Origin of the sequence: Arthrobacter mobilis (genome assembly GCF_012395835.1) — a bacterium.
Lineage (GTDB): Bacteria > Actinomycetota > Actinomycetes > Actinomycetales > Micrococcaceae > Crystallibacter > Crystallibacter mobilis.
The window spans coordinates 1-19,237 of the sequence record NZ_JAAZSQ010000005.1 but is presented as its reverse complement, the minus strand read 5'-3'; the positions used below and the strand labels follow the sequence as shown (position 1 = coordinate 19,237).

The following is a 19,237-nucleotide window of genomic DNA, read 5'->3' as shown; positions in this document are numbered from 1 at the left end:
CGCCGAACTCAAACCCGCTTCGCCTGCCGGAGGATGTTCCGGGCCATGGACGGAAAGATCAGGCCGTGGAAGGGCAGGACCAGCCACCAGTAGGCCTTGCCGGCCAGTCCCCGGGGGAAGTAGATGGCCCGCTGGCGGTAGACGGTCCCGGATCCGGCCGGCAGGACGGACAGTTCCAGCCAGGCATCGCCGGGCACCTTCATCTCCGCCCGCAGCCGGAGCACCTTTTCGTCGTCCTGGCCGTTCCCGGACCCGCCGATGTGCTCCACCCGCCACCAGTCCACCGCGTCGCCGACGGCGAGCCGGTCCCCGTCCCGGCGGCCGCGGTTGTGCCCTGCGCCGCCGGCCAGCTTGTCCAGCAGGCCCCTGGCCACCCAGGCCGCCGGCCACGAGTACCAGCCGTTTTTCCCGCCGATCCCCTCGATGACCCGCCAGACCTGCTCCGGCGCCGCCGTGCCTTCCCGCCGCCGCTCATCGACGTAGACGGTCCGCCCGGCCCAGTCCGGGTCGCTGGGCAGCGGATCCGACGGCGGCCGCAGCGAGGCATTGGACCAGCTGGTCTCCACCGCGCCACTGCGGATCCTGCCCAGCGCCAGCTCCACCGCCTTCCGGTAGCCGGTCAGCCCGCCGGGCGGCAGCGGCACGTACCGGTCGATGTCGTGTTCGGCGGCCACGGCATCATGCTGCAGCGATTCGACCAGCGGCACCGCCATGGAATGCGGGATCGGCGTGGTCAGGGCCACCCACCAGCCGGCCAGCGCCGGGGCCGGGACCGGCAGCGCGTAGATGTAGCGGTGGGCCAGCCCGGCCGCGTGCGCATAGCCGTACATGAGTCCGGCGTAGGTGAGGATTTCCCGCGAGCCGATGTCGAAGCTCCGGTTGAGCCCCTCGGGCAGCTGCGGTGCCTGGACCAGATAGTGGAGCACATCGCGCACGGCGATCGGCTCGATCCGCCGCCGCACCCAGCTCGGGGCCGGCATCACGGGCAGGTTCTCGGTCAGGTGCCGGATCATCTCGAAGGAGGCCGAGCCGGAACCGATCACGACGCCGGCCTGGTAGACGACGGCGGGCACCTCGCCGTCGAGCAGTATCCGGCCGACGGCGGTGCGCGAGCGCATGTGCCGGGAGAGCCGGACGCCTTCCGGGTGCAGTCCGCCCAGGTAGACGATCCGGCGCACGCCAGCCCGCGCCGCCGCGGCAGCCAGGGTACGGGCCATGGCCAGTTCCCGGCCCTCGAAGCCGGCGCCGGAGCCCATCGAATGCACCAGGTAGAACACGGTGTCGACGCCCTCGCAGGCACCGGCCGCCGCGCGCTCGTCGGCCAGGTCCCCCGCGGCGATCCCGACCTGGCCGGCCCACGGGACGGCCTGGAGCTTGGCCGGCGAGCGCGCGGTGACCCGCACATCGTAGCCGGCTGCCAGCAGCCGGGGGACGAGGCGTCCGCCGATGTAGCCGGTGGCGCCGGTGACCAGGACCAGTTTCCGCGCAGCCACGGGACGGCGCCTACCGGGTCTCCGGAGGCAGGGCCTCGTGGTGGCGCAGTCCCCGGGACCGCCGGTCTTCCTTCATCTCGGCCTCGTAGAGGTGGCGCTTGCCCTCCACCAGCTCGTCGCGGGCACGCTGCTCCATCTCCTTGAACGGGCCGTAGTAGTTGTCGTCGTAGTCCTCGACAATCTGGAACGTCCACCGGCCCTCGATCACGTTGCGCCCGACGATCTCCTGCTCCAGTGCCTCCGCCAGCCCGGTGTGGCCAGCTTCGCGGAGCAGCGCGGCCGCCTCCCCCAGGGCCAGGTCGGCGGTGCCGGTCAGGCGGTGGAAGCCGTACAGGTAGCCGCGGGCATGTTCGACCACTTCCAGGGCCTCCGAGAGCTTGCCCAGCGCCTTCACCGTCGCATCGGTGGTTCCTTCCGGGCGCCGGTGGTTCGCGTCGGGAGCATCAAAGGCAGGCGTCGTCATGGCGTTTACGATAGCGGGGCCGGCGCGCCGGCAGTAGACAGCATGCTGATTATTTGCCTAGGCTGGAGCAGGATCCCGGCACCGCGTCCCTGCCTGCCGGAAGACCAGCGGCCGCGGCCAGGAGGTTCGTCGATGACCAGCCAGAATCCGGATCCCCTGGAGGAGAACATCACCGGCCTGGAGCCCGGCGGCGGCGTGCCTCCCGGCGAAACCCCTCCGGCCGAAGCGCAGACCAGCATGACCCAGGGCCATGACGAGGGCGGGCCCAAACGCTGGGTACCCTGGCTGTGGCTGTCGCTGATCCTCGGGTTTGCCCTGATCGTGGCCGTGATGTTCTTTGTTTACGCGGGCTCGCTGGTGTTCGGGTAGGCAGCCGTGAGCGGGGCCATGGACCAGGCCGGAGACCGGGCCAAACGGGGGGCCCGGCAGGTGGCCGGCGCTGCGGAGCAGGCCTCGCAGTCCAGGAGCTTCGAGGCCGTGGCCCGGTTCGGCTTCGCCGCCAACGGCCTGCTGCACGTGCTCATCGGCGCCCTCGCACTGCAGCTGGCGCTGGGCAAATCCGGCGAAGCGGACCAGACCGGCGCCGTCGCCCAGCTGGCCGCCAGGCCCGGCGGGGCGGTACTGCTGTGGGCCGGGTTCATCGGTGCCGCGGCCCTAGCCCTGTGGCAGGTCGCCGAGGCTGTCTTCGGCGGCAGGCGGTTCCGGGACCGGGACCGGCTGAAGTACCGGCTCAAGTCCGCCGGGCTGGCCGTGGTGTATGCGGCCGTGGCCGGCACCTTCGGCGTCTACGCCCTGGGCGGGCGCAGCAGCAGCCGGGAGTCCTCGCAGGATGCCAGCGCGGCCCTGATGCAGGCACCGGGCGGGACGGTGCTGCTGTTCCTGGTCGGCGCCGGCATTGTGGCCGCCGGAGCCTATTTCATCTTCAGGGGCGTGCGGCGCAAATTCCTCGAGGACCTGCGCAGCCTGCCGGCGGGCAGGGCGGGCCAGGCGGTGACCTGGTCCGGCACTGCCGGCTACATCGGCAAGGGGCTGGCGCTGGCGGTGCTGGGCATCCTCTTCGCGGTGGCAGCCATCCGGCACGACCCGGCCCGGGCCACCGGCCTAGACGGGGCGCTCAAGGGGCTGCGGGAGCAGCCCTACGGCGACGCGGCGCTGATCGTGGTCGCCGTGGGCCTGATCTGCTACGGCCTGTACATGGCGGCGCGGGCCCGCTACGCCAAGATGTAGCGGACCCGCGGCCTGAACCTGCGGCAGTACCCCGATTAGAGGGCGGCGAGCGCTTCCAGCCGGTAGTTGGCGGCCCGGTGCGTGGCGGGCAGCTTGTCGCCGCGGCCGAACAGCTTGTTCCGCAGCGTGCCCGGCGCGTACTCGGTCGGGTAGGCGTCCAGCTTCTGCAGTTCGGGCACCACGAACTCGACAATGTCCTCGAAGGTGCCCGGAGTGATGGCGTAGGCCAGGTTGAATCCGTCCACGTCCGTCTCCTCCACCCACTCGACGAGCTTGGCCGCCACCTCGGCGCCGGAGCCGACGGTGATCGGGCCGAAGCCGCCGACGCCGACCCACTCGGCCAGCTGGCGGATGGTCCACGGCTTGCCGGTGTCGCCGGAGGCCTTCTGGAAGGTCTCCACCGAGGACTGGATGGCGTTGGACTCGACGTTCTCGCCGATTACGTCGTCCGGCCCGTAGGTGGACATGTCGATGCCCGTCCAGCCGGAGATCAGGGCCAGGGCGCCGTCGAGGTCGGCGTAGGACTTGTACTCCTCGAACTTGGCCTGGGCGGTGGCGCTGTCCGGGCCGGTCACGACGGTCTGCATCGCGTAGATGCGCACGTCGTAGCGGCCGCGGCCGGCGGCCTCGGCGGCGTCGCGGATCTTGGCGACGGTCTCCTTGAGCAGTTCCTTGGTGGGCGAGGTCACGAACACGGCCTCGGCGTTCTCCGCGGCGAACTTCATCCCGCGCCTGGAGGCGCCGGCCTGGAAGATCACCGGGGTGCGCTGCGGGCTCGGCTCGGTGATGGCAATGCCCGGGACCTTGAAGTACTTGCCCTCGTGGCGGATCTCGTGGACCTTGGCCGGGTCGGTGAAGATGCCGCGCTCGCGGTCGCGGACCACGGCGTCGTCCTCCCACGAGCCCTCGAGGAGCTTGTAGATGACCTCCATGTACTCATCCGCGTGGTTGTAGCGCTCGTCGTGCTCCATCTGGTCGTCCTGGCCCATGTTGCGCGCGGCCGAGGGCAGGTAGCCGGTGACCACGTTCCAGCCGACGCGGCCGTTGGTCAGGTGGTCCAGCGTGGCCAGCCGGCGGGCGAACGGGTACGGGTGCTCGTAGGCGGTGCCGGCGGTGACGCCGAAGCCGAGGTTCTCGGTGACCGCGGCCATGGCCGAGACCAGCAGGAATGGATCGTTGACCGGGACCTGGGCGGAGGTGCGCAGGGGAACCTCGTTGGTGCCGCCGAAGACGTCGTAGGTGCCCAGTACGTCGGCGATGAACAGCCCGTCGAACAGGCCCTTCTCCAGGACCTGGGCCAGATGGGTCCAGTAGCCGATGGTGTTGTAGTCCGCGGACTTGTCCTGCGGGTGCCGCCACAGGCCCGGCGACTGGTGGCCGACGCAGTTCATGTCGAAGGCGTTGAAACGGATGTGGCGCTTGGCTGGTGCTTCAGTCATTGTCAGACTCCTCCTGATCCGACCGTGAAGAGCCTGCACGCGGGCCGGCGCGCGGCGCACCCAGGTGCGGCGGCGACCAACGAAAAGTTCTGCTTCTCCATCGGTCCTGGCAGTAGCACCCTTGCTCCGTTCAAGGAGGGGGTTGCTGCGGCGTCACAGAGCCAGGTCTCTCAGCCGCTCGGGATGGTTACCCCACTATTGGACACCAGGTGCGCCCCGGAGGGGAAATCGGCGTCATACGCGGTAACGCCCGGCGGCCGGTGGCTCAGAGCCCCAGCCGCGGGGCCTCGATGGCAGGGCAGGTGTCCATCACGACGTCGAGTCCGGCCGCCGCGGCCCGCCGGGCCGCCGCCTCGTCCACGACGCCCAGCTGCAGCCAGACGGCCTTCGCGCCGGCCTCGATCGCCTGGTCCACCACGGGCCCGACCTTGTGCGAGTTCACGAAGCAGTCGACGACGTCGATGCCGCCGGGGATGTCGGCCAGCCGCCGGTAGCCTTTCAGGCCCAGGACGTCGTCGCCGGGCAGGTTGACCGGGATGATCTCCATGTCCAGGGATTTCCGGAGGTAGTCGGAGACCCCCATGGCGACCCGGCGGTGCGGAGAAAGCCCGACGACCGCCCAGCGCGCCGGCGTCGAGAGCAGCCGGCGGATGACTTCCGGATCATTCTGATGCGCCATGGGGCCAGCCTACGCTTCGCACCTGCGGCCGCCGGGAGACCAGCGCGCGCCCTCTACACCCGTTCCCGATTGTTACGCACTTTGTGACGCAAGTTTGCGCAGGTCAAAGCGGCACCGTTTAGATGGTAGGGACCATCCCGAGCGGCTGAGAGACCTGGCTCCGTGACGCCGCAGCAACCCCCTCCTTCAGGGAGCAAGGGTGCTACTGCCAGGACCGATGGAGTGATCACATGACTGCAGTACTGTCGCCCGGCCACGCCCCGGCCCGCAGCGCCCGCCCCGGCGACGCCGGTTCCGCGGCCCTGCCGGTCGCGTTCCAGGGCCTGCGCCGCACCTTCGGCACCGGTGCCTCCGCCCACACGGTACTGCGGGACGTGGACTTTGAGGTCCGGGCCGGTGAGGTGCTGGCCATCCTCGGCCCCAGCGGCTGCGGCAAATCCACCCTGCTGCGGGCGACCGCCGGACTGGACACCCCCTGTGCCGGGTCGGTCACCATCGGTGAAACACCCGTGGCAGGCATCGACTCCCGCTGCGCCGTCGCTTTCCAGGAACCGCGGCTGCTGCCGTGGCACACGCTCCAGGCCAACATCGCCATCGGCCTGCCCAAGGGCACCAGCGCCCGCGAAGGCAAGGCCAAGGTGGCCCGGCTGCTGGAGCTGGTGGGCCTGGCCAAGTTCGCCAAGCACCGCCCCCGCGAGGTCTCCGGCGGCATGGCCCAGCGCGCCTCTCTGGCCCGGGCGCTGGCCCGAAACCCTGCGGTGCTGCTGCTGGACGAGCCGTTCGGGGCACTGGACGCGCTGACCCGGATCAAGATGCAGGACCTGCTGCTGGATGTCCATCGGGCCGAGCCGACCACCGTGCTGCTGGTGACCCATGACGTCGACGAAGCCCTGCAGCTGGCCGACCGCATCATCGTGCTGGGCAAGGAACCCGGCCGGGAAGGCGACGGTGCCACGATCATCCGGACCGTTGAGGTGCCGGGGCCGCGGCCGCGCGACCGCGGGTCCGCCGAGCTGGCCCGAATGCGCAGCTCGCTGCTGGAAAGCCTCGGCGTCGACGGCCACTGACGCCGGCCCCGCTGCCCCCACCCACCCCCATACGTACTCCCCGTTTCCGCGCGGTGCTTCCTCCTGTGCCGCGCCCAGTTCGAAGGACCAATTCATGCCGATTTCCAGCCGTTTCCCGCGCCGCTCGTTCCTCCCGGCCGCAGCCCTGGCCATCTCCGCCACCCTGGCCCTGGCCGGCTGCGCCGCGGGCGAGAACGCCCCGGCCGGTGGCGCCTCGGACAACGCCGCCGAGGCCGCGACCCTGGACATCGACTTCGCCACCTACAACCCGCTGAGCCTAGTGATCAAGGAAAAGGGCTGGCTCGAGGCCACTCTCAAGGACCAGGGCGTGACGGTCAACTGGGTCCAGTCCGCCGGCTCCAACAAGGCCAACGAGGCGCTGCGCTCCGGCGCCATCGACGTCGGCTCCACCGCCGGCTCGGCCGCCCTGCTGGCCCGCGCCAACGGCTCGCCGATCAAGACCATCGACATCTACTCGCAGCCGGAGTGGTCGGCCCTGGTGACCGGCAAGGACTCGGACATCGACTCGGTACAGGACCTCAAGGGCAAGTCCGTGGCCGCGACCAAGGGCACGGACCCCTACTTCTTCCTGGTCCAGTCGCTGGACGAGGCCGGACTGGACACCGGTGACGTCACCGTGCAGAACCTTCAGCACGCCGACGGCCGCGCCGCCCTGGACAACGGCTCGGTGGACGCCTGGGCGGGTCTGGACCCGATCATGGCCGGCGCCGAGAAGGAAGGCGCGAAGCTGTTCTACCGGAACCTGGACTTCAACACCTACGGCTTCCTCAACGCCACCGAGTCCTTCCTGGCCGAGCAGCCCGAGCTGGCCCAGACGGTCGTCAACGCCTACGAGAAGGCCCGCGACTGGGCTGCCGACAACCCGGAGGAGACCGCGCAGATCCTCGCCGACGCCGCGGGCCTGGAGCCCGACGTCGCCAAGACCGTCATCCTCGAGCGCAGTAACCTGGACGTGGACCCCGCCCCGGGGGCCAAGCAGCGCGCGGTGCTGGAGAAGATCGGCCCGACCTTCGTGGAAATCGGCGACGTGGCCAGCCAGCAGCAGGTCGACGACGCTCTGGCCTCGCTGCTGGATGACTCGCTGGTGAAGGCTGCCGACCCGGCAGCGATCAAGGAATCCTGATGCTGGATCTGGACAAGCAGGCGCCGGTCCGGGCCCCGCAGGACCGCTCCCCGGCAAGCGGCCGGTCTGCGCTCCTGGCCACCGGCTGGGCCCGCCTGCTGCTTGGACTGCTGCTGCCTGCGGCGCTCGTCCTCGCCTGGCAGCTGAGCACCGCCGCCGGCCTGTTCAGCGTGGTCCAGCTGCCGCCGCCGGCCATGGTGTTCGAGGCCGCCGTCGATCTGCTCCAGCGCGGGGAACTGGCCCGGCACGTGGCCATCTCCACCCAGCGCGTGCTGCTCGGCTTCGCCTTCGGCGCCGCCCTGGGCCTGGCCTTCGGCGCGCTGGTAGGACTCTCCAAGGTGGCCGATGTGCTGCTGGCCCCCACCATCGGCGCCCTGCGCGCCGTGCCGTCGCTGGCCTGGGTTCCGCTGCTGATCCTGTGGATGAAGATCGGCGAGGATTCCAAGGTCACCCTGATCATGATCGGCGCCTTCTTCCCGGTCTTCACCACCGTCTCGCTGGCCCTGCGCCACGTGGACAAGAACCTGGTCGAAGCCGGCCGGGCCTTCGGGCTCAAGGGCCTGAAGCTGCTGACCACCGTCCAACTACCGGCCGTGGTGCCCTCGGTCTTCTCCGGGCTGCGGCTGGCCCTGGCACAGGCCTGGCTGTTCCTGGTGGCGGCGGAACTGATCGCCTCCTCCATGGGGCTGGGCTTCCTGCTGACCGATTCACAGAACAACGGCCGCACCGACCGCCTGCTGCTGGCGATCGTCCTGCTGGCCGTCATTGGCAAAATCACCGACGCGGTCCTGGGGATCGCGGAGAAATGGGCTGTAAAACGATGGGCGTAGAAACCTTCACCACCGACCTGCCGGCCGGGCCGGCCAGCGACGCCGGACGCATCGCCTTCTGGGAGGAGGCGGCACGCCGGCTCGACTGGGCCGAACCCTGGCACACCGCGCACACCTTCGAGCCGGCCCGCCGCCTGTCCGGGCCGGACGTTGCCGACGAGGACGCCGAGTACACCATCCCGAAGATCGAGTGGTTCGCCGGCGGCAAGCTCAACGTGGCCTGGAACTGCGTGGACCGGCACGTGGCGGCCGGCCGCGGGGAGAAGGTGGCCCTGTACTTCGAGGGCGAGCCGGGCGACCGCCGGGCCGTCACCTACGCGCAGCTGCAGAAGGAAGTGGCCAAGGCCGCCAATGCGCTGCAGTCGCTGGGCATCGGCAAGGGCGACCGCGTGGTCATCTACCTGCCGGTCATCGTCGAAACCGTCGTCATCACGCTGGCCTGCGCCCGGATCGGCGCGGTGCACTCGCTGGTCTTCGGCGGCTTCTCGGCCGAGGCGCTGAAATTCCGCGTCGAGGACACCGGGGCGAAGCTGCTGGTCACCACCGACGGCCAGTACCGGCGCGGGGCGGCGGTCCCGGTCAAGGCCAACGCCGACGCGGCGGTGGCCGGGGACAACGCCATCGAGCATGTGCTGGTCATCAACCGCACCGGGCACACGGACATCGACTGGGTCGAGGGGCGCGACGTGTGGTGGGACGACGTCGTCGGCCCCGCCCCGGACGTGCACGTGCCGGAGGCGTTCGACGCCGAGACCCCGCTGTTCATCATGTACACCTCCGGCACCACCGGCCAGCCTAAGGGCCTGGTCCACACCTCCGGCGGCTACCTGACCCAGGCCTCCTGGAGCCACGAGTTCCTGTTCTCCAACCCGGACCCGGCCCGGCGGGCCGACGACGTGCACTGGTGCACCGCCGACCTGGCCTGGGTCACCGCGCACACCTACGAGATCTACGGCCCGCTCTCCAACGGCGTCACCCAGGTCATCTTCGAGGGCACGCCGAACACCCCGCACCCGGGCCGGCACTTCGAGGTGATCGAGCGCTACAAGGTCACCAGCTACTACACCGCCCCCACCCTGGTCCGTTCGCTGATGGGCTGGTTCCCGGACGGCATCCCGGCCCAGTACGACCTCTCCTCCATCCGCCTGTGCGGCACGGTCGGCGAGGCGGTGAATCCGGAGGCGTGGAAGTGGCTGCGCACCCAGGTGGGCCGGGACACCCCCGGCGGCGTGCCGATGGTGGACACCTGGTGGCAGTCCGAGACCGGCGCGACGGTACTCTCCCCGCGCCAGAGCGACACCGCGTTCAAGCCCGGCTGCGCCACCCGGCCGCTGCCGGGGCTGGCCGTGGACATTGTCGACGACGCCGGCCGCACCGTGCCTGCCAACGTGCAGGGCTACATCGTGGTCACCCGGACCGGCCCGGCGATGGCCCGCACCGTCTGGGGCAACCCGCGGCGCTACCTGGACTCCTACTGGCGCAAGTACGCGGACCAGGGCTGGTTCCTGGCCGGCGACGGCGCCCGCTTCGACGAGGACGGGGACGTGTGGATCCTCGGCCGCGTGGACGATGTCATCAATATCTCCGGGCACCGGCTGTCCACCATCGAGATCGAGTCCGCGCTGGTCTCGCACCCGGCCGTGGTGGAGGCGGGGGTGTGCCCGACGTCCGACGCCAAGACCGGCCACGCCGCCACCGCGTTCGTGGTCCCGCTGGACAAGTCCCTAATCGGCGCCGCCGGGGAGAAGGCTGCGGCCGTGGCCGAGGAACTGCGCGCGCACGTGGCCCGGCAGATCGGCCCGATCGCCAAGCCGCGCGAGATCGTGTTCGTCCCGGACGTGCCCAAGACCCGGTCCGGCAAGATCATGCGGCGGCTGCTCACCCAGCTCTTCGAGGGCACCACCCTGGGCGACACCACCAGCCTGCAGAACGAGCCCTGCATCGCCGAGATCCAGCAGATCTGCCAGACCCGGTAGGCGTCCGGCCGGACGGCGGCGGCGGGCCGGCGCTCCAGCAAGTTCACGCCCGGCCGCAATGCTGCGCAACATTCGCGGCCTGGTCCTTGCTCCGCACCGTCCGGCTTTGCCACAATGTTGGCGACCATCCCGAGCGGCTGAGAGATCTGGCTCAGTGACGCCGCAGCAACCCTCCGGGCCCCGCCGGAAAGGTGCTACCGCCAGAAGCGATGGAGAGAGCGCAAGCAATCTTTGGTCCGGATGGTGCCGTGCCCCCGGCGCCTTCGGCCGTCATTGCCCGGGATTCCCTGCCACCCCACCAAGGAATTCGACATGAGCACAAATCCCCAGACCGCCGATCTTGCCACCCCGCTGAAGTTTGCCTACTGGGTCCCCAACGTCTCCGGCGGGCTCGTGGTCTCCACCATCGAGCAGCGCACCAGCTGGGACTTCGAGTACAACAAGAAGCTGGCCCGAATCGCCGAGGACGCCGGCTTCGAGTACGCCCTGACCCAGACCCGCTACGCCGCCTCCTACGGCGCGGACAAGCAGCACGAGGCCACCAGCTTCTCGCTGGCCCTGCTCGGCGCCACGGAGAAGCTGAACGTGATCTCCGCGGTCCACCCGGGCATGTGGCACCCGGGCGTGCTGGCCAAGTTCATCATCACCGCCGACCACCTCTCCGGCGGCCGCGCGGCGGTCAACATCGTCTCCGGCTGGCTCAAGGACGAATTCATCAACTTCGGCCTGGAGTGGCTCGAGCACGACGAGCGCTATGTACGCACCGAGGAATTCATCCGGGTGCTGCGCGGCCTGTGGACGGAGCAGAACTATTCCCAGTCCGGCAAGTACTACAACATCAAGGACTTCACCCTGAACCCGGCGCCGCTGGACATCCCCGGCCGCGCCCACCCGGAGATCTTCTTCGGCGGCAACTCCACCGCCGCCCAGGCCACCGCCGGCCGCGTGGCCGACTGGTACTTCTCCAACGGCAAGGACCTGGAGGGCTTCAAGGAGAACATCGCCGGCGTGCAGGCCTCGGCGGCGGCCGCCGGCCGGAAGCCGCGCTTTGGCCTCAACGGCTTCGTGATCGCCCGCGACACGGAGAAGGAAGCCAAGGAAACCCTGCGCGAGATCGTCGCCAAGGCGCACGTTCCCGCCGTCGAGGGCTTCCGCGACGCGGTCCAGGAGGCCGGGCCTTCCACCAAGGACGGCAAGGGCATGTGGGCCGATTCCACCTTCGAGGACCTCGTCCAGTACAACGACGGCTTCAAAACAGGACTCATTGGTACGCCCGAGCAGATCGCCGAACGTATTGTGGAGTACAAGAAGATCGGCGTGAACCTGTTCCTGACCTGCTACCTGCACTTCCAGGAGGAAGTGGAGGCGTTCGGCCGGGACGTGCTGCCGATCGTGCGCGAACTGGAGGCAGACCTCGCGCGCAAGAACGACGTCGAATTGGTTGGAGTTAAGTGAGCGAACGCAAATTCGGTTTCCGCACCCGTGCCCTGCACGCCGGCGGGACCCCCGATGCCGAGCACGGCGCCCGCGCCGTGCCGATCTACCAGAGCACGTCCTTCGTCTTCAAGGACACCGACGACGCCGCCAACCTCTTCGCGCTGCAGAAGTACGGGAACATCTACTCCCGCATCGGCAACCCCACGGTGGCCGCGTTCGAGGAGCGGATCGCCTCGCTTGAGGGCGGCATCGGCGCGGTGGCCACGGCCTCGGGCATGGCCGCCGAGTTCATCACCTTCGCCGCGCTGACCGGGGCCGGGGACCACATCGTGGCCTCCGCCAAGCTCTACGGCGGCACGGTCACCCAGCTGGACGTCACGCTGCGCCGGTTCGGGGTGGAGACCACGTTCGTCGACAGCACCGACCCGGCCGAGTTCGCCGCCGCGATCCGGCCGAACACCAAGGCGGTCTACACCGAGGTGGTGGCCAACCCGTCCGGCGACATCGCCGACCTGAAGGGCCTGGCCACGGTGGCGCACGACGCCGGCCTTCCGCTGGTGGTCGATTCGACCCTGACTCCGCCGTACCTGCTCCGGCCGATCGAACACGGCGCGGACATTGTGATCCACTCCGCCACCAAGTTCCTCGGCGGGCACGGCACCACGCTCGGCGGCGTCGTCGTCGAGTCCGGCCGCTTCAACTGGGGCAACGGCAAGTTCCCGCAGATGACCGAGCCGGTCCCCTCCTACGGCAACGTGTCCTGGTGGGGCAACTTCGGCGAGTACGGCTTCCTGACCAAGCTGCGCTCCGAGCAGCTGCGCGACATCGGCCCGGCGCTGCCGGCCCAGTCCGCCTTCCAGCTGCTCCAGGGCGTGGAAACCCTGGCCCAGCGGATGGACAACCACCTGGCCAACGCGCAGCAGGTGGCCGAATGGCTCGCCGCGGACGAGCGCGTCACCTACGTGAACTACGCCGGCCTGCCGGGCCACCCGCACCATGAACGGGCCCGGGACCTGCTGCCCCTGGGCGTGGGCTCGGTCTTCTCCTTCGGGGTCAAGGGCGGCCGCGCGGCCGGGCAGAAGTTCATCGAGGCGCTGCAGCTGGCCTCCCACCTGGCCAACATCGGCGACGCCCGCACGCTGGTGCTGCACCCGGGCTCCACCACGCACCAGCAGCTCTCCGCCGACCAGCTGGAGGCCGCCGGCGTGCCGGAGGACCTGATCCGCATTTCCGTGGGCCTGGAGGACATCGACGACATCATCTGGGACCTGGACCAGGCCCTGGCCGCCTCGCAGCGGGCCGGCGCCGAGCACGGCCCGGACCGCACCCACGAGGAGCATGTCTTCGCGCCCAGCGAGTTCGCCTCCCCCACTTACGACGGCGAGGCCTGCATGCTGCCGGCAGTCCGCGCCACGCACACCGAGCCGGGCACCCGGGTGGTCGAGTCCGTGGAGGAACTGGTCGAGGCCGAGGAAGAAGGAGCCGCCAAGTGAGCACCGCCACTGCCGAGCGCACCTGGGAAGGCCCCTCCGCCCCGGAGCGGCTGAACATCCTGCGCAACACGAAGTCCATCGCGATCGTGGGCGCCTCGGACAAGCCGAGCCGGGCCTCCTACTTCGTGGCGACCTACCTGCTGTCCTCCTCGCCCTACAAGGTCTACTTCGTGAACCCGGTGGCCAAGGAGATCCTGGGCCAGCCGGTGTACCCCTCGCTGGCGGCCCTGCCCGAGGTCCCGGACCTGGTCGATGTGTTCCGCAAGCACGATGACCTGCCCGGGGTGCTGGACGAGACCATCGCCGTCGGCGCCAAGACCATCTGGCTGCAGCTGGGCTCCTGGCACGAGGAGGTCGCGGCCAAGGCCGAGGCGGCCGGGCTCAACGTGGTCATGGACCGCTGCGTGAAGATCGAGCATGCCCGCTTCCACGGCGGCCTGCATCTGGCAGGCTTCGATACCGGCGTGATCTCCTCCAAGCGCCAGCTCACCGCCTAGGGGCGCACCCACCTCCCGCCGCAGGGCACAAAGCCGCCAGGTTCCGCCGGAGCCTGGCGGCTTTTTTTGCGGCCCGCCGTTCAGGCGCCGGGCGCTGCTGCCCGCCCCCGGCGGCCCTGCGCACTCCTCCCAAGAAATACCCAAGGTCCGGTCGCGACCCTGAGGTTAGCCGATTCACTCGACTAAGGGGGGAAACCAATGTCGCTGCACCCTGCCCGGAACCCAAAGCCGCCCAACACTCCACCGCCGGACCGCGGCGGAAAACCGTCCCTCGCGCGCAGGGTCACCGCCGGGCTGACCGCCCTGGTCCTGGGCGCCGGCGTCCTGCCGACCACGCTGGCCCCGGCGGCCCTGGCCGCACCGGTGGGCCACGGCCTGACCCTGAACGCCGGGGACATGCGCTTCATCCTCAAGCAGATCAAGATCGCCGAGAACCACGCGACCAAGGAAGATGCCCAGGGCAACCCGGTGCCCGGCCAGCCGCTGCTCGGCAACGGCCCAAACCAGATCGCCAACCCGCTGCTGCCCTACGGGCTGCGCACCGTGGACGGTTCGGAGAACAACCTGGTGCCCGGCCAGGAGCACTACGGCGCCGCGAGCCTGCCCTTCCCGCGGCTGGCCGACCCGCAGTGGCGCACCACCGCCGGCGGGCAGAACTACGGATCGGTCAACGCCACCCTGACCGACGCCGAACCGCGGTTCATCAGCAACGTGATCGTGGACCAGACCGCCTCCAACCCGGCCGCCGTCGCCGCCGCCGGCAACGCGCACCGCACGGTCAACGACGGGCCCACCGCGGTGCCCTGCGCCGAGGGGCAGGATCCGGCCACCGACCGGTGCGTGCCCGAGGGCGAGACCCTGGACATTCCGAACATCACCACGGACTTCGGCCTCTCCCCGCCGTACAACGGCTTCTTCGCGCTCTTCGGCCAGTTCTTCGACCACGGCATCGACTTCACCAAGAAGACCAAGAACATGGTCATCATGCCGCTGGCCGCCGACGATCCGCTGGTGGCGGAGGGCAAGGTGCCGCCCAACCAGCGCTTCATGGTGCTGAACCGGGCCGAGAACCAGCCCGGACCGGACGGCAAGATCGGCACCAGCGACGACGTCCCGGACGGCACCAACACGGACTCCCCATGGGTGGACCAGAGCCAGACCTACTCCTCGCACTCCTCGCACCAGGTCTTCCTGCGCGAGTACGAGCTCAACGGCGAGGGCAAGCCGGTCTCCACCGGCAGGCTGAGCGAAGGCACGCCCAACGGCACCCAGGGTGGCATGGCCACCTGGAAGGACCTCAAGGAGCAGGCAGCGTCCAAGCTCGGCCTGCTGCTGTCCGATACCGACGTGGCCAACATCCCCATGCTCGCCACCGACCAGTACGGGCGCTTCCTGCGCGGGCCCAACGGACTGCCGCAGTACGTGACCAAGGACAACCGGCTCGTCGAGGGCAACCTGGCCAATCCGGTGGCTCCGCCCGCGGACGTGCAGCGGATCGGCATCGCCTTCCTGGACGACATCTCTCACTGGGCCGTGCCGTTCAGCTCCCGCACCGGCGCGCCGCTGGCGCCGGACGGCGACGCCGGCATCACCGGACAAGCAGGACCGCAGCAGGCGGGCACCTATGACAACGAAATGCTCGATGCGCACTTCGTCGCCGGGGACGGCCGGGTCAACGAGAACATCGGCCTGACCGCCGTCCACCAGATCTTCCACTCGGAGCACAACCGTCTGGTGGACTACATGCAGGACCTGCTGACGCACCTGAACCTGGACCTGCACGAGTGGAAGCTGGGCAACGGCGAGTGGAACGGCGAGCGCCTCTTCCAGGCCGCCCGCTTCGTCACCGAGATGGAATACCAGCACATTGTCTTCGAGGACTTTGCACGCAAGATCCAGCCGGGCATCAACCTGTTCAACCCGGCCACCCAGTCCGACACCGGCACCAACCCGGCAGTCCTGGCCGAGTTCGCCCATGCGACCTACCGCTTCGGCCACTCGATGCTCACCGACCGGGTGGACCGGAAGACCAACAGCGGCACCGACATCGGCATGCCGCTGCTGCACGCCTTCCTGAACCCGCCGGCCTACTATGACGGCGGCGGCAGCCCGCTGACCCCGGAGGAAGCCGCCGGCACCATCGCCATGGGCATGACCGACCAGGTCGGCGCCGAGATTGACGAGTTCGTCACCGACACGCTGCGCAACAATGTGCTCGGCCTGCCGCTGGACCTGGCGGCGCTGAACATCGCCCGCGGCCGCGACACCGGCGTGCCGACGCTGAATAACTTCCGCAAGGACCTGTACCGGAAGACCAATGAGTCCTCGCTGAAGCCGTACTCCAGCTGGGTGGACTTCGGCCAGGCGCTCAAGCACCCCGAGTCCGTGGTGAACTTCATGGCCGCCTACGGCACGCACCCGAGCATCACCGGGGCCACCAGCATCAAGGACAAGCGGGCCGCGGCGCAGCTGCTGTTCGACATGGACGTGAACAACCCGGACACCCCGGCGGATGCCTACAGCTTCGTCAACAGCGCCCCGGAGACCGAGTGGGCCACCGAGGACGGCAGGTCCGCCACCGGCGTGGACAAGATCGACCTGTGGACCGGCGGGCTGGCCGAGGCGCAGAACCTCTTCGGCGGCCTGCTGGGCAGCACCTTCAACTACATCTTCGAGCGGCAGCTGACGGACCTGCAGGACGGGGACCGGCTGTACTACCTCTCGCGCACCGCGGGCCTGAACCTGCTCACGCAGCTGGAAGGCAACTCGATGGCGGAGCTGGTCATGCGCAACACCAGCGCGGTGGCGCTGAAGGCGGACGTCTTCGGCACCGCCGACTGCGAGTTCGAGCTGGGCAACATCACCGCCGGCAGCGGCAACAACGTCCTGGACGACCCGGCGTCGGCCTGCGACGAATCGAAGCTGCTGCTGCGGATGGCCGACGGCACGATCCGCTACCGGGTCTCCAACACCGTGGACCGGCCGGGCCTGAATGCCCAGGCCACCTACAACGGAACCGCCGGCGCGGACAAGGTCTGGGGCGGCGTCGACAACGACACCTTCTGGGGCAACGAAGGCGGCGACGTGATCGAAGGCAGCGACGGCGCCGACACCGCGCTCGGCGGCGAGGGCAACGACCGGATCACCGACTCCGCCGGGGACGACGTGCTCAAGGGCGGGCCGGGCAACGATGCCATCGACGCCGGCCCCGGGCTGGACCTGGTCATCTCCGGCTCCGGCGACGACTTCTCCAACGGCGGCCTGAACGCCAACGAGCACTTCGCCGGCGAAGGCAACGACCTGGTCATCGCCGGCGACGGCCCGGACACCGTCTTCGGCGGCGGCGGCGACGACTGGCAGGAGGGCGGCAACTCCAACGACCTGCTCCAGGGCGACAGCGGAGCGCCGTTCTTCGACGACCTGAACGACCCCGGCCACGACGTGCTGATCGGTGACAGCGGCGAGGACGACTACGATGCCGAAGGCGGCGACGACATCCTGGTCGCCGGCCCCGGCGTCGAGCGCAACCACGGCGTCTACGGCTTCGACTGGGTCACCCACGCCCGCTCCGCGGAAGCGGGGAATTCGGACATGCGCATGCTGGTCGTGGACGGCCCGGATGCCGTGCGGGACCGGTTCCTACTGGTCGAAGGCCTCTCCGGCTGGGACAAGGACGACGTCCTGCGCGGCGACGACAACGCCCCGGCCGATCCGGCCGAGGACGAGGTCAACGTGCCCGGCCTGACCAACGTGCTCGACGCCGAAGGCATCAAGCGGATCAAGGGCCTGGCGGACCTGCTGCCCGAGGGCGCCACGGAGTTCGGGGCCGGCGACATCATCATCGGCGGTTCCGGCTCGGACGAGATCTGGGGCAACGGCGCCGACGACATCATCGACGGCGACAAGTGGCTCAACGTCCGCCTGAGCGTCCGCACGGACCCGGCGGATCCGGCCACCGAGACCCGCAGCGCCACTTCGCTGAAGGAGCTTCAGGCGGACCTGCTGGCCGGCAAGATCGACCCGGCCAACGTGGTCATCGTGCGCGAGATCCTGGACACGGCAGCGGAGTCGGACATCGACACCGCCAGCTTCTCCGGCCCCCGCGACGAATACGACATCAGCACCGTTGACGGCGTCACCACCGTGACCCATGTCGGCGGTCCCGCCGGAGGCGGCGGGGATGACGACGGCGAAGAGGCCAACGAGACCGGCGAGGACGGCACGGACCGGCTGACCAACATCGAGCGGCTGCGCTTCGCGGACCAGACCGTGGACATCGACGGGCTGGACGTGGCGGCCCCGGCGGTCACCGACCGGGAACCGCAGGCCAATGCCGCCGAGGTTCCGGTCACCGAGGACATCAAGGTCACCTTCAGCGAACCGGTCACCGGGGTCGACGAGGCCTCGATGCTGCTGATCACCGCCTGGAACGGAGCCTTCGTGCCGGCCACCGTGTCCTGGGACGAGGCCACCCGCACCGCGAAGCTGGACCCGGCCGAGGACCTGGAGCCGGAGACGGTGTACATCGTGGAGCTGGGCGACACCATCCGGGACGCGGCCGGCCTGCCGCTGGAGCAGACCAGCTGGAGCTTCGTCACCGAAGGCCCCGCGCCGGAGGTGGCGCTGCGGACCCCCGGTGACGGGGCCGCGGAGATCGCTGCCGACACCAACGTGACGGCCACCTTCAGTGAAGCGGTCAGCGGCGTTGGCACGACCACCATGACACTCACCCCGGCCGGCGGCACCCCGGTGGCCGCCGCGGTGACCTGGGACGAGGCCACGAACACGGCCACGCTGGATCCCGACGCCGCACTGGCCGCGGACACGCTGTACACGGTGGAACTGACCGGCATCGAGGATCTGCAGGGCAAGCCCCTGGCGGCCACCAGCTGGAGCTTCACCACCACCGGGCCCGCCCCGGCGGTGGCCAGGCAAGTCCCGGCCGCGGATGCCGCCGGCGTGGCCGCCAACGGCAGCATCACCGTCGGCTTCAGCGAGGCCGTCACCGGCGTCAGCGCGGCCACGCTGAGCCTGGCCGCTCCCGACGGCGCCACCGTGCCGGCCGCGGTCAGCTACGACCCGGTCAGCCGGACCGCCACCTTGGACCCGCAGGCCAACCTGGCCGTCGGCACCCGCTACACCGTGGCGCTGGCTGCCGGCATCCGGGACCTGCAGGGCAAGGAACTGGCCGCCTCGCAGTGGTCCTTCACCACCGAGTCCGGGCCGGAACTGACCAGCCGGGCACCGGCAGCGGATGCCGCCGGCGTGGCCGCCAACGGCAGCATCACCGTCGGCTTCAGCGAGGCCGTCACCGGCGTCAGCGCGGCCACGCTGAGCCTGACCGCTCCCGACGGCACCACCGTGCCGGCGGCGGTCAGCTACAACGCCGCCACCCGCACCGCGGTGCTGAACCCGAACGCCAACCTGGCCGTGGACACCCGCTACACCGTGCGGCTGGCCGAAGGCGTCAGCGACACCACCGGCAACCCGCT

At 69.9% G+C, this 19,237-nt stretch carries 14 protein-coding genes and 3 riboswitches; of the genes, 10 read left to right on the top strand and 4 right to left on the bottom strand.

Annotated elements, in window-relative coordinates; all coding sequences use genetic code 11:
* Positions 1 to 8 precede the first annotated feature (8 nt).
* Both HGG74_RS07125 and HGG74_RS07120 read right to left on the bottom strand, forming a co-directional pair.
* Complete coding sequence (locus tag HGG74_RS07125; RefSeq protein ID WP_168485675.1) at positions 9 to 1,493, bottom strand: SDR family oxidoreductase; 1,485 nt, start codon at positions 1,491 to 1,493, stop codon at positions 9 to 11.
* A 10-nt stretch (positions 1,494 to 1,503) separates the two neighbouring features.
* The gene (locus HGG74_RS07120) at positions 1,504 to 1,956 is read right to left on the bottom strand and encodes a hypothetical protein (protein ID WP_168485674.1); all 453 of its coding nucleotides are present in this window, start codon (positions 1,954 to 1,956) and stop codon (positions 1,504 to 1,506) included.
* A 132-nt stretch (positions 1,957 to 2,088) separates the two neighbouring features.
* Here HGG74_RS07120 and HGG74_RS07115 point away from each other — a divergent pair, with 132 nt between their 5' ends.
* Together HGG74_RS07115 and HGG74_RS07110 are read left to right on the top strand one after the other, a co-directional pair.
* Positions 2,089 to 2,325, top strand: a complete 237-nt coding sequence (locus HGG74_RS07115; protein ID WP_168485673.1) for a DUF6480 family protein — start codon at positions 2,089 to 2,091, stop codon at positions 2,323 to 2,325.
* Positions 2,326 to 2,331: 6 nt separating this feature from the next.
* Positions 2,332 to 3,183, top strand: a complete 852-nt coding sequence (locus HGG74_RS07110) for a DUF1206 domain-containing protein (RefSeq protein WP_312856775.1) — start codon at positions 2,332 to 2,334, stop codon at positions 3,181 to 3,183.
* Positions 3,184 to 3,218: 35 nt separating this feature from the next.
* Here the strand turns inward: HGG74_RS07110 and HGG74_RS07105 are convergent, their stop codons facing one another.
* Together HGG74_RS07105 and HGG74_RS07100 are read right to left on the bottom strand one after the other, a co-directional pair.
* Complete coding sequence (locus tag HGG74_RS07105) at positions 3,219 to 4,622, bottom strand: LLM class flavin-dependent oxidoreductase (RefSeq protein WP_168485672.1); 1,404 nt, start codon at positions 4,620 to 4,622, stop codon at positions 3,219 to 3,221.
* A 94-nt stretch (positions 4,623 to 4,716) separates the two neighbouring features.
* Positions 4,717 to 4,812, bottom strand: a riboswitch (SAM riboswitch).
* A 75-nt stretch (positions 4,813 to 4,887) separates the two neighbouring features.
* Complete coding sequence (locus HGG74_RS07100) at positions 4,888 to 5,301, bottom strand: CoA-binding protein (protein WP_168485671.1); 414 nt, start codon at positions 5,299 to 5,301, stop codon at positions 4,888 to 4,890.
* 129 nt (positions 5,302 to 5,430) lie between these two features.
* A riboswitch (SAM riboswitch) is annotated at positions 5,431 to 5,525 on the top strand.
* Between the two features lie 6 nt (positions 5,526 to 5,531).
* Here HGG74_RS07100 and HGG74_RS07095 point away from each other — a divergent pair.
* The 8 genes from HGG74_RS07095 to HGG74_RS07060 form a co-directional block, all read left to right on the top strand.
* Positions 5,532 to 6,368: an ABC transporter ATP-binding protein gene (locus tag HGG74_RS07095; protein WP_168485670.1), complete on the top strand. Its 837-nt coding sequence runs from the start codon at positions 5,532 to 5,534 to the stop codon at positions 6,366 to 6,368.
* Positions 6,369 to 6,462: 94 nt separating this feature from the next.
* Positions 6,463 to 7,512, top strand: coding sequence for an aliphatic sulfonate ABC transporter substrate-binding protein (locus HGG74_RS07090; RefSeq protein ID WP_168485669.1), 1,050 nt, complete (start codon positions 6,463 to 6,465; stop codon positions 7,510 to 7,512).
* Positions 7,512 to 8,342 carry an ABC transporter permease gene (locus HGG74_RS07085; RefSeq protein ID WP_168485668.1) on the top strand — a complete coding sequence of 277 codons (831 nt, stop codon included), beginning with the start codon at positions 7,512 to 7,514 and terminating at the stop codon, positions 8,340 to 8,342. The genes HGG74_RS07090 and HGG74_RS07085 overlap by 1 nt, the downstream gene beginning before the upstream one ends.
* Positions 8,333 to 10,318: an acetate--CoA ligase gene (gene acs, locus HGG74_RS07080; RefSeq protein ID WP_205761529.1), complete on the top strand. Its 1,986-nt coding sequence runs from the start codon at positions 8,333 to 8,335 to the stop codon at positions 10,316 to 10,318. The genes HGG74_RS07085 and acs overlap by 10 nt, the downstream gene beginning before the upstream one ends.
* 121 nt (positions 10,319 to 10,439) lie before the next feature.
* Positions 10,440 to 10,534, top strand: a riboswitch (SAM riboswitch).
* Positions 10,535 to 10,630: 96 nt separating this feature from the next.
* Positions 10,631 to 11,773, top strand: coding sequence for a dimethylsulfone monooxygenase SfnG (gene sfnG, locus HGG74_RS07075; RefSeq protein ID WP_168485666.1), 1,143 nt, complete (start codon positions 10,631 to 10,633; stop codon positions 11,771 to 11,773).
* Positions 11,770 to 13,248, top strand: coding sequence for an O-acetylhomoserine aminocarboxypropyltransferase/cysteine synthase family protein (locus tag HGG74_RS07070; protein WP_168485665.1), 1,479 nt, complete (start codon positions 11,770 to 11,772; stop codon positions 13,246 to 13,248). The genes sfnG and HGG74_RS07070 overlap by 4 nt, the downstream gene beginning before the upstream one ends.
* Entirely contained in the window at positions 13,245 to 13,745 is a 501-nt protein-coding gene (locus HGG74_RS07065; protein WP_168485664.1) for a CoA-binding protein, read from the top strand. Before HGG74_RS07070 ends, HGG74_RS07065 begins: the two co-directional genes overlap by 4 nt.
* 198 nt (positions 13,746 to 13,943) lie before the next feature.
* Positions 13,944 to 19,237 (top strand): Ig-like domain-containing protein (locus tag HGG74_RS07060; protein WP_168485663.1); only part of this gene is annotated, 5,294 nt, incomplete at its 3' end.

Bases quoted from the DNA above. Each gene is read 5' to 3' on its own strand.
- HGG74_RS07100 (WP_168485671.1), bottom strand. From the start codon at position 5,301: ATGGCGCATCAGAATGATCCGGAAGTCATCCGCCGGCTGCTCTCGACG.
- HGG74_RS07120 (WP_168485674.1), bottom strand. From the start codon at position 1,956: ATGACGACGCCTGCCTTTGATGCTCCCGACGCGAACCACCGGCGCCCG.
- sfnG (WP_168485666.1), top strand. From the start codon at position 10,631: ATGAGCACAAATCCCCAGACCGCCGATCTTGCCACCCCGCTGAAGTTT.
- HGG74_RS07090 (WP_168485669.1), top strand. From the start codon at position 6,463: ATGCCGATTTCCAGCCGTTTCCCGCGCCGCTCGTTCCTCCCGGCCGCA.
- HGG74_RS07115 (WP_168485673.1), top strand. From the start codon at position 2,089: ATGACCAGCCAGAATCCGGATCCCCTGGAGGAGAACATCACCGGCCTG.
- HGG74_RS07085 (WP_168485668.1), top strand. From the start codon at position 7,512: ATGCTGGATCTGGACAAGCAGGCGCCGGTCCGGGCCCCGCAGGACCGC.
- HGG74_RS07095 (WP_168485670.1), top strand. From the start codon at position 5,532: ATGACTGCAGTACTGTCGCCCGGCCACGCCCCGGCCCGCAGCGCCCGC.
- acs (WP_205761529.1), top strand. From the start codon at position 8,333: ATGGGCGTAGAAACCTTCACCACCGACCTGCCGGCCGGGCCGGCCAGC.
- HGG74_RS07105 (WP_168485672.1), bottom strand. From the start codon at position 4,622: ATGACTGAAGCACCAGCCAAGCGCCACATCCGTTTCAACGCCTTCGAC.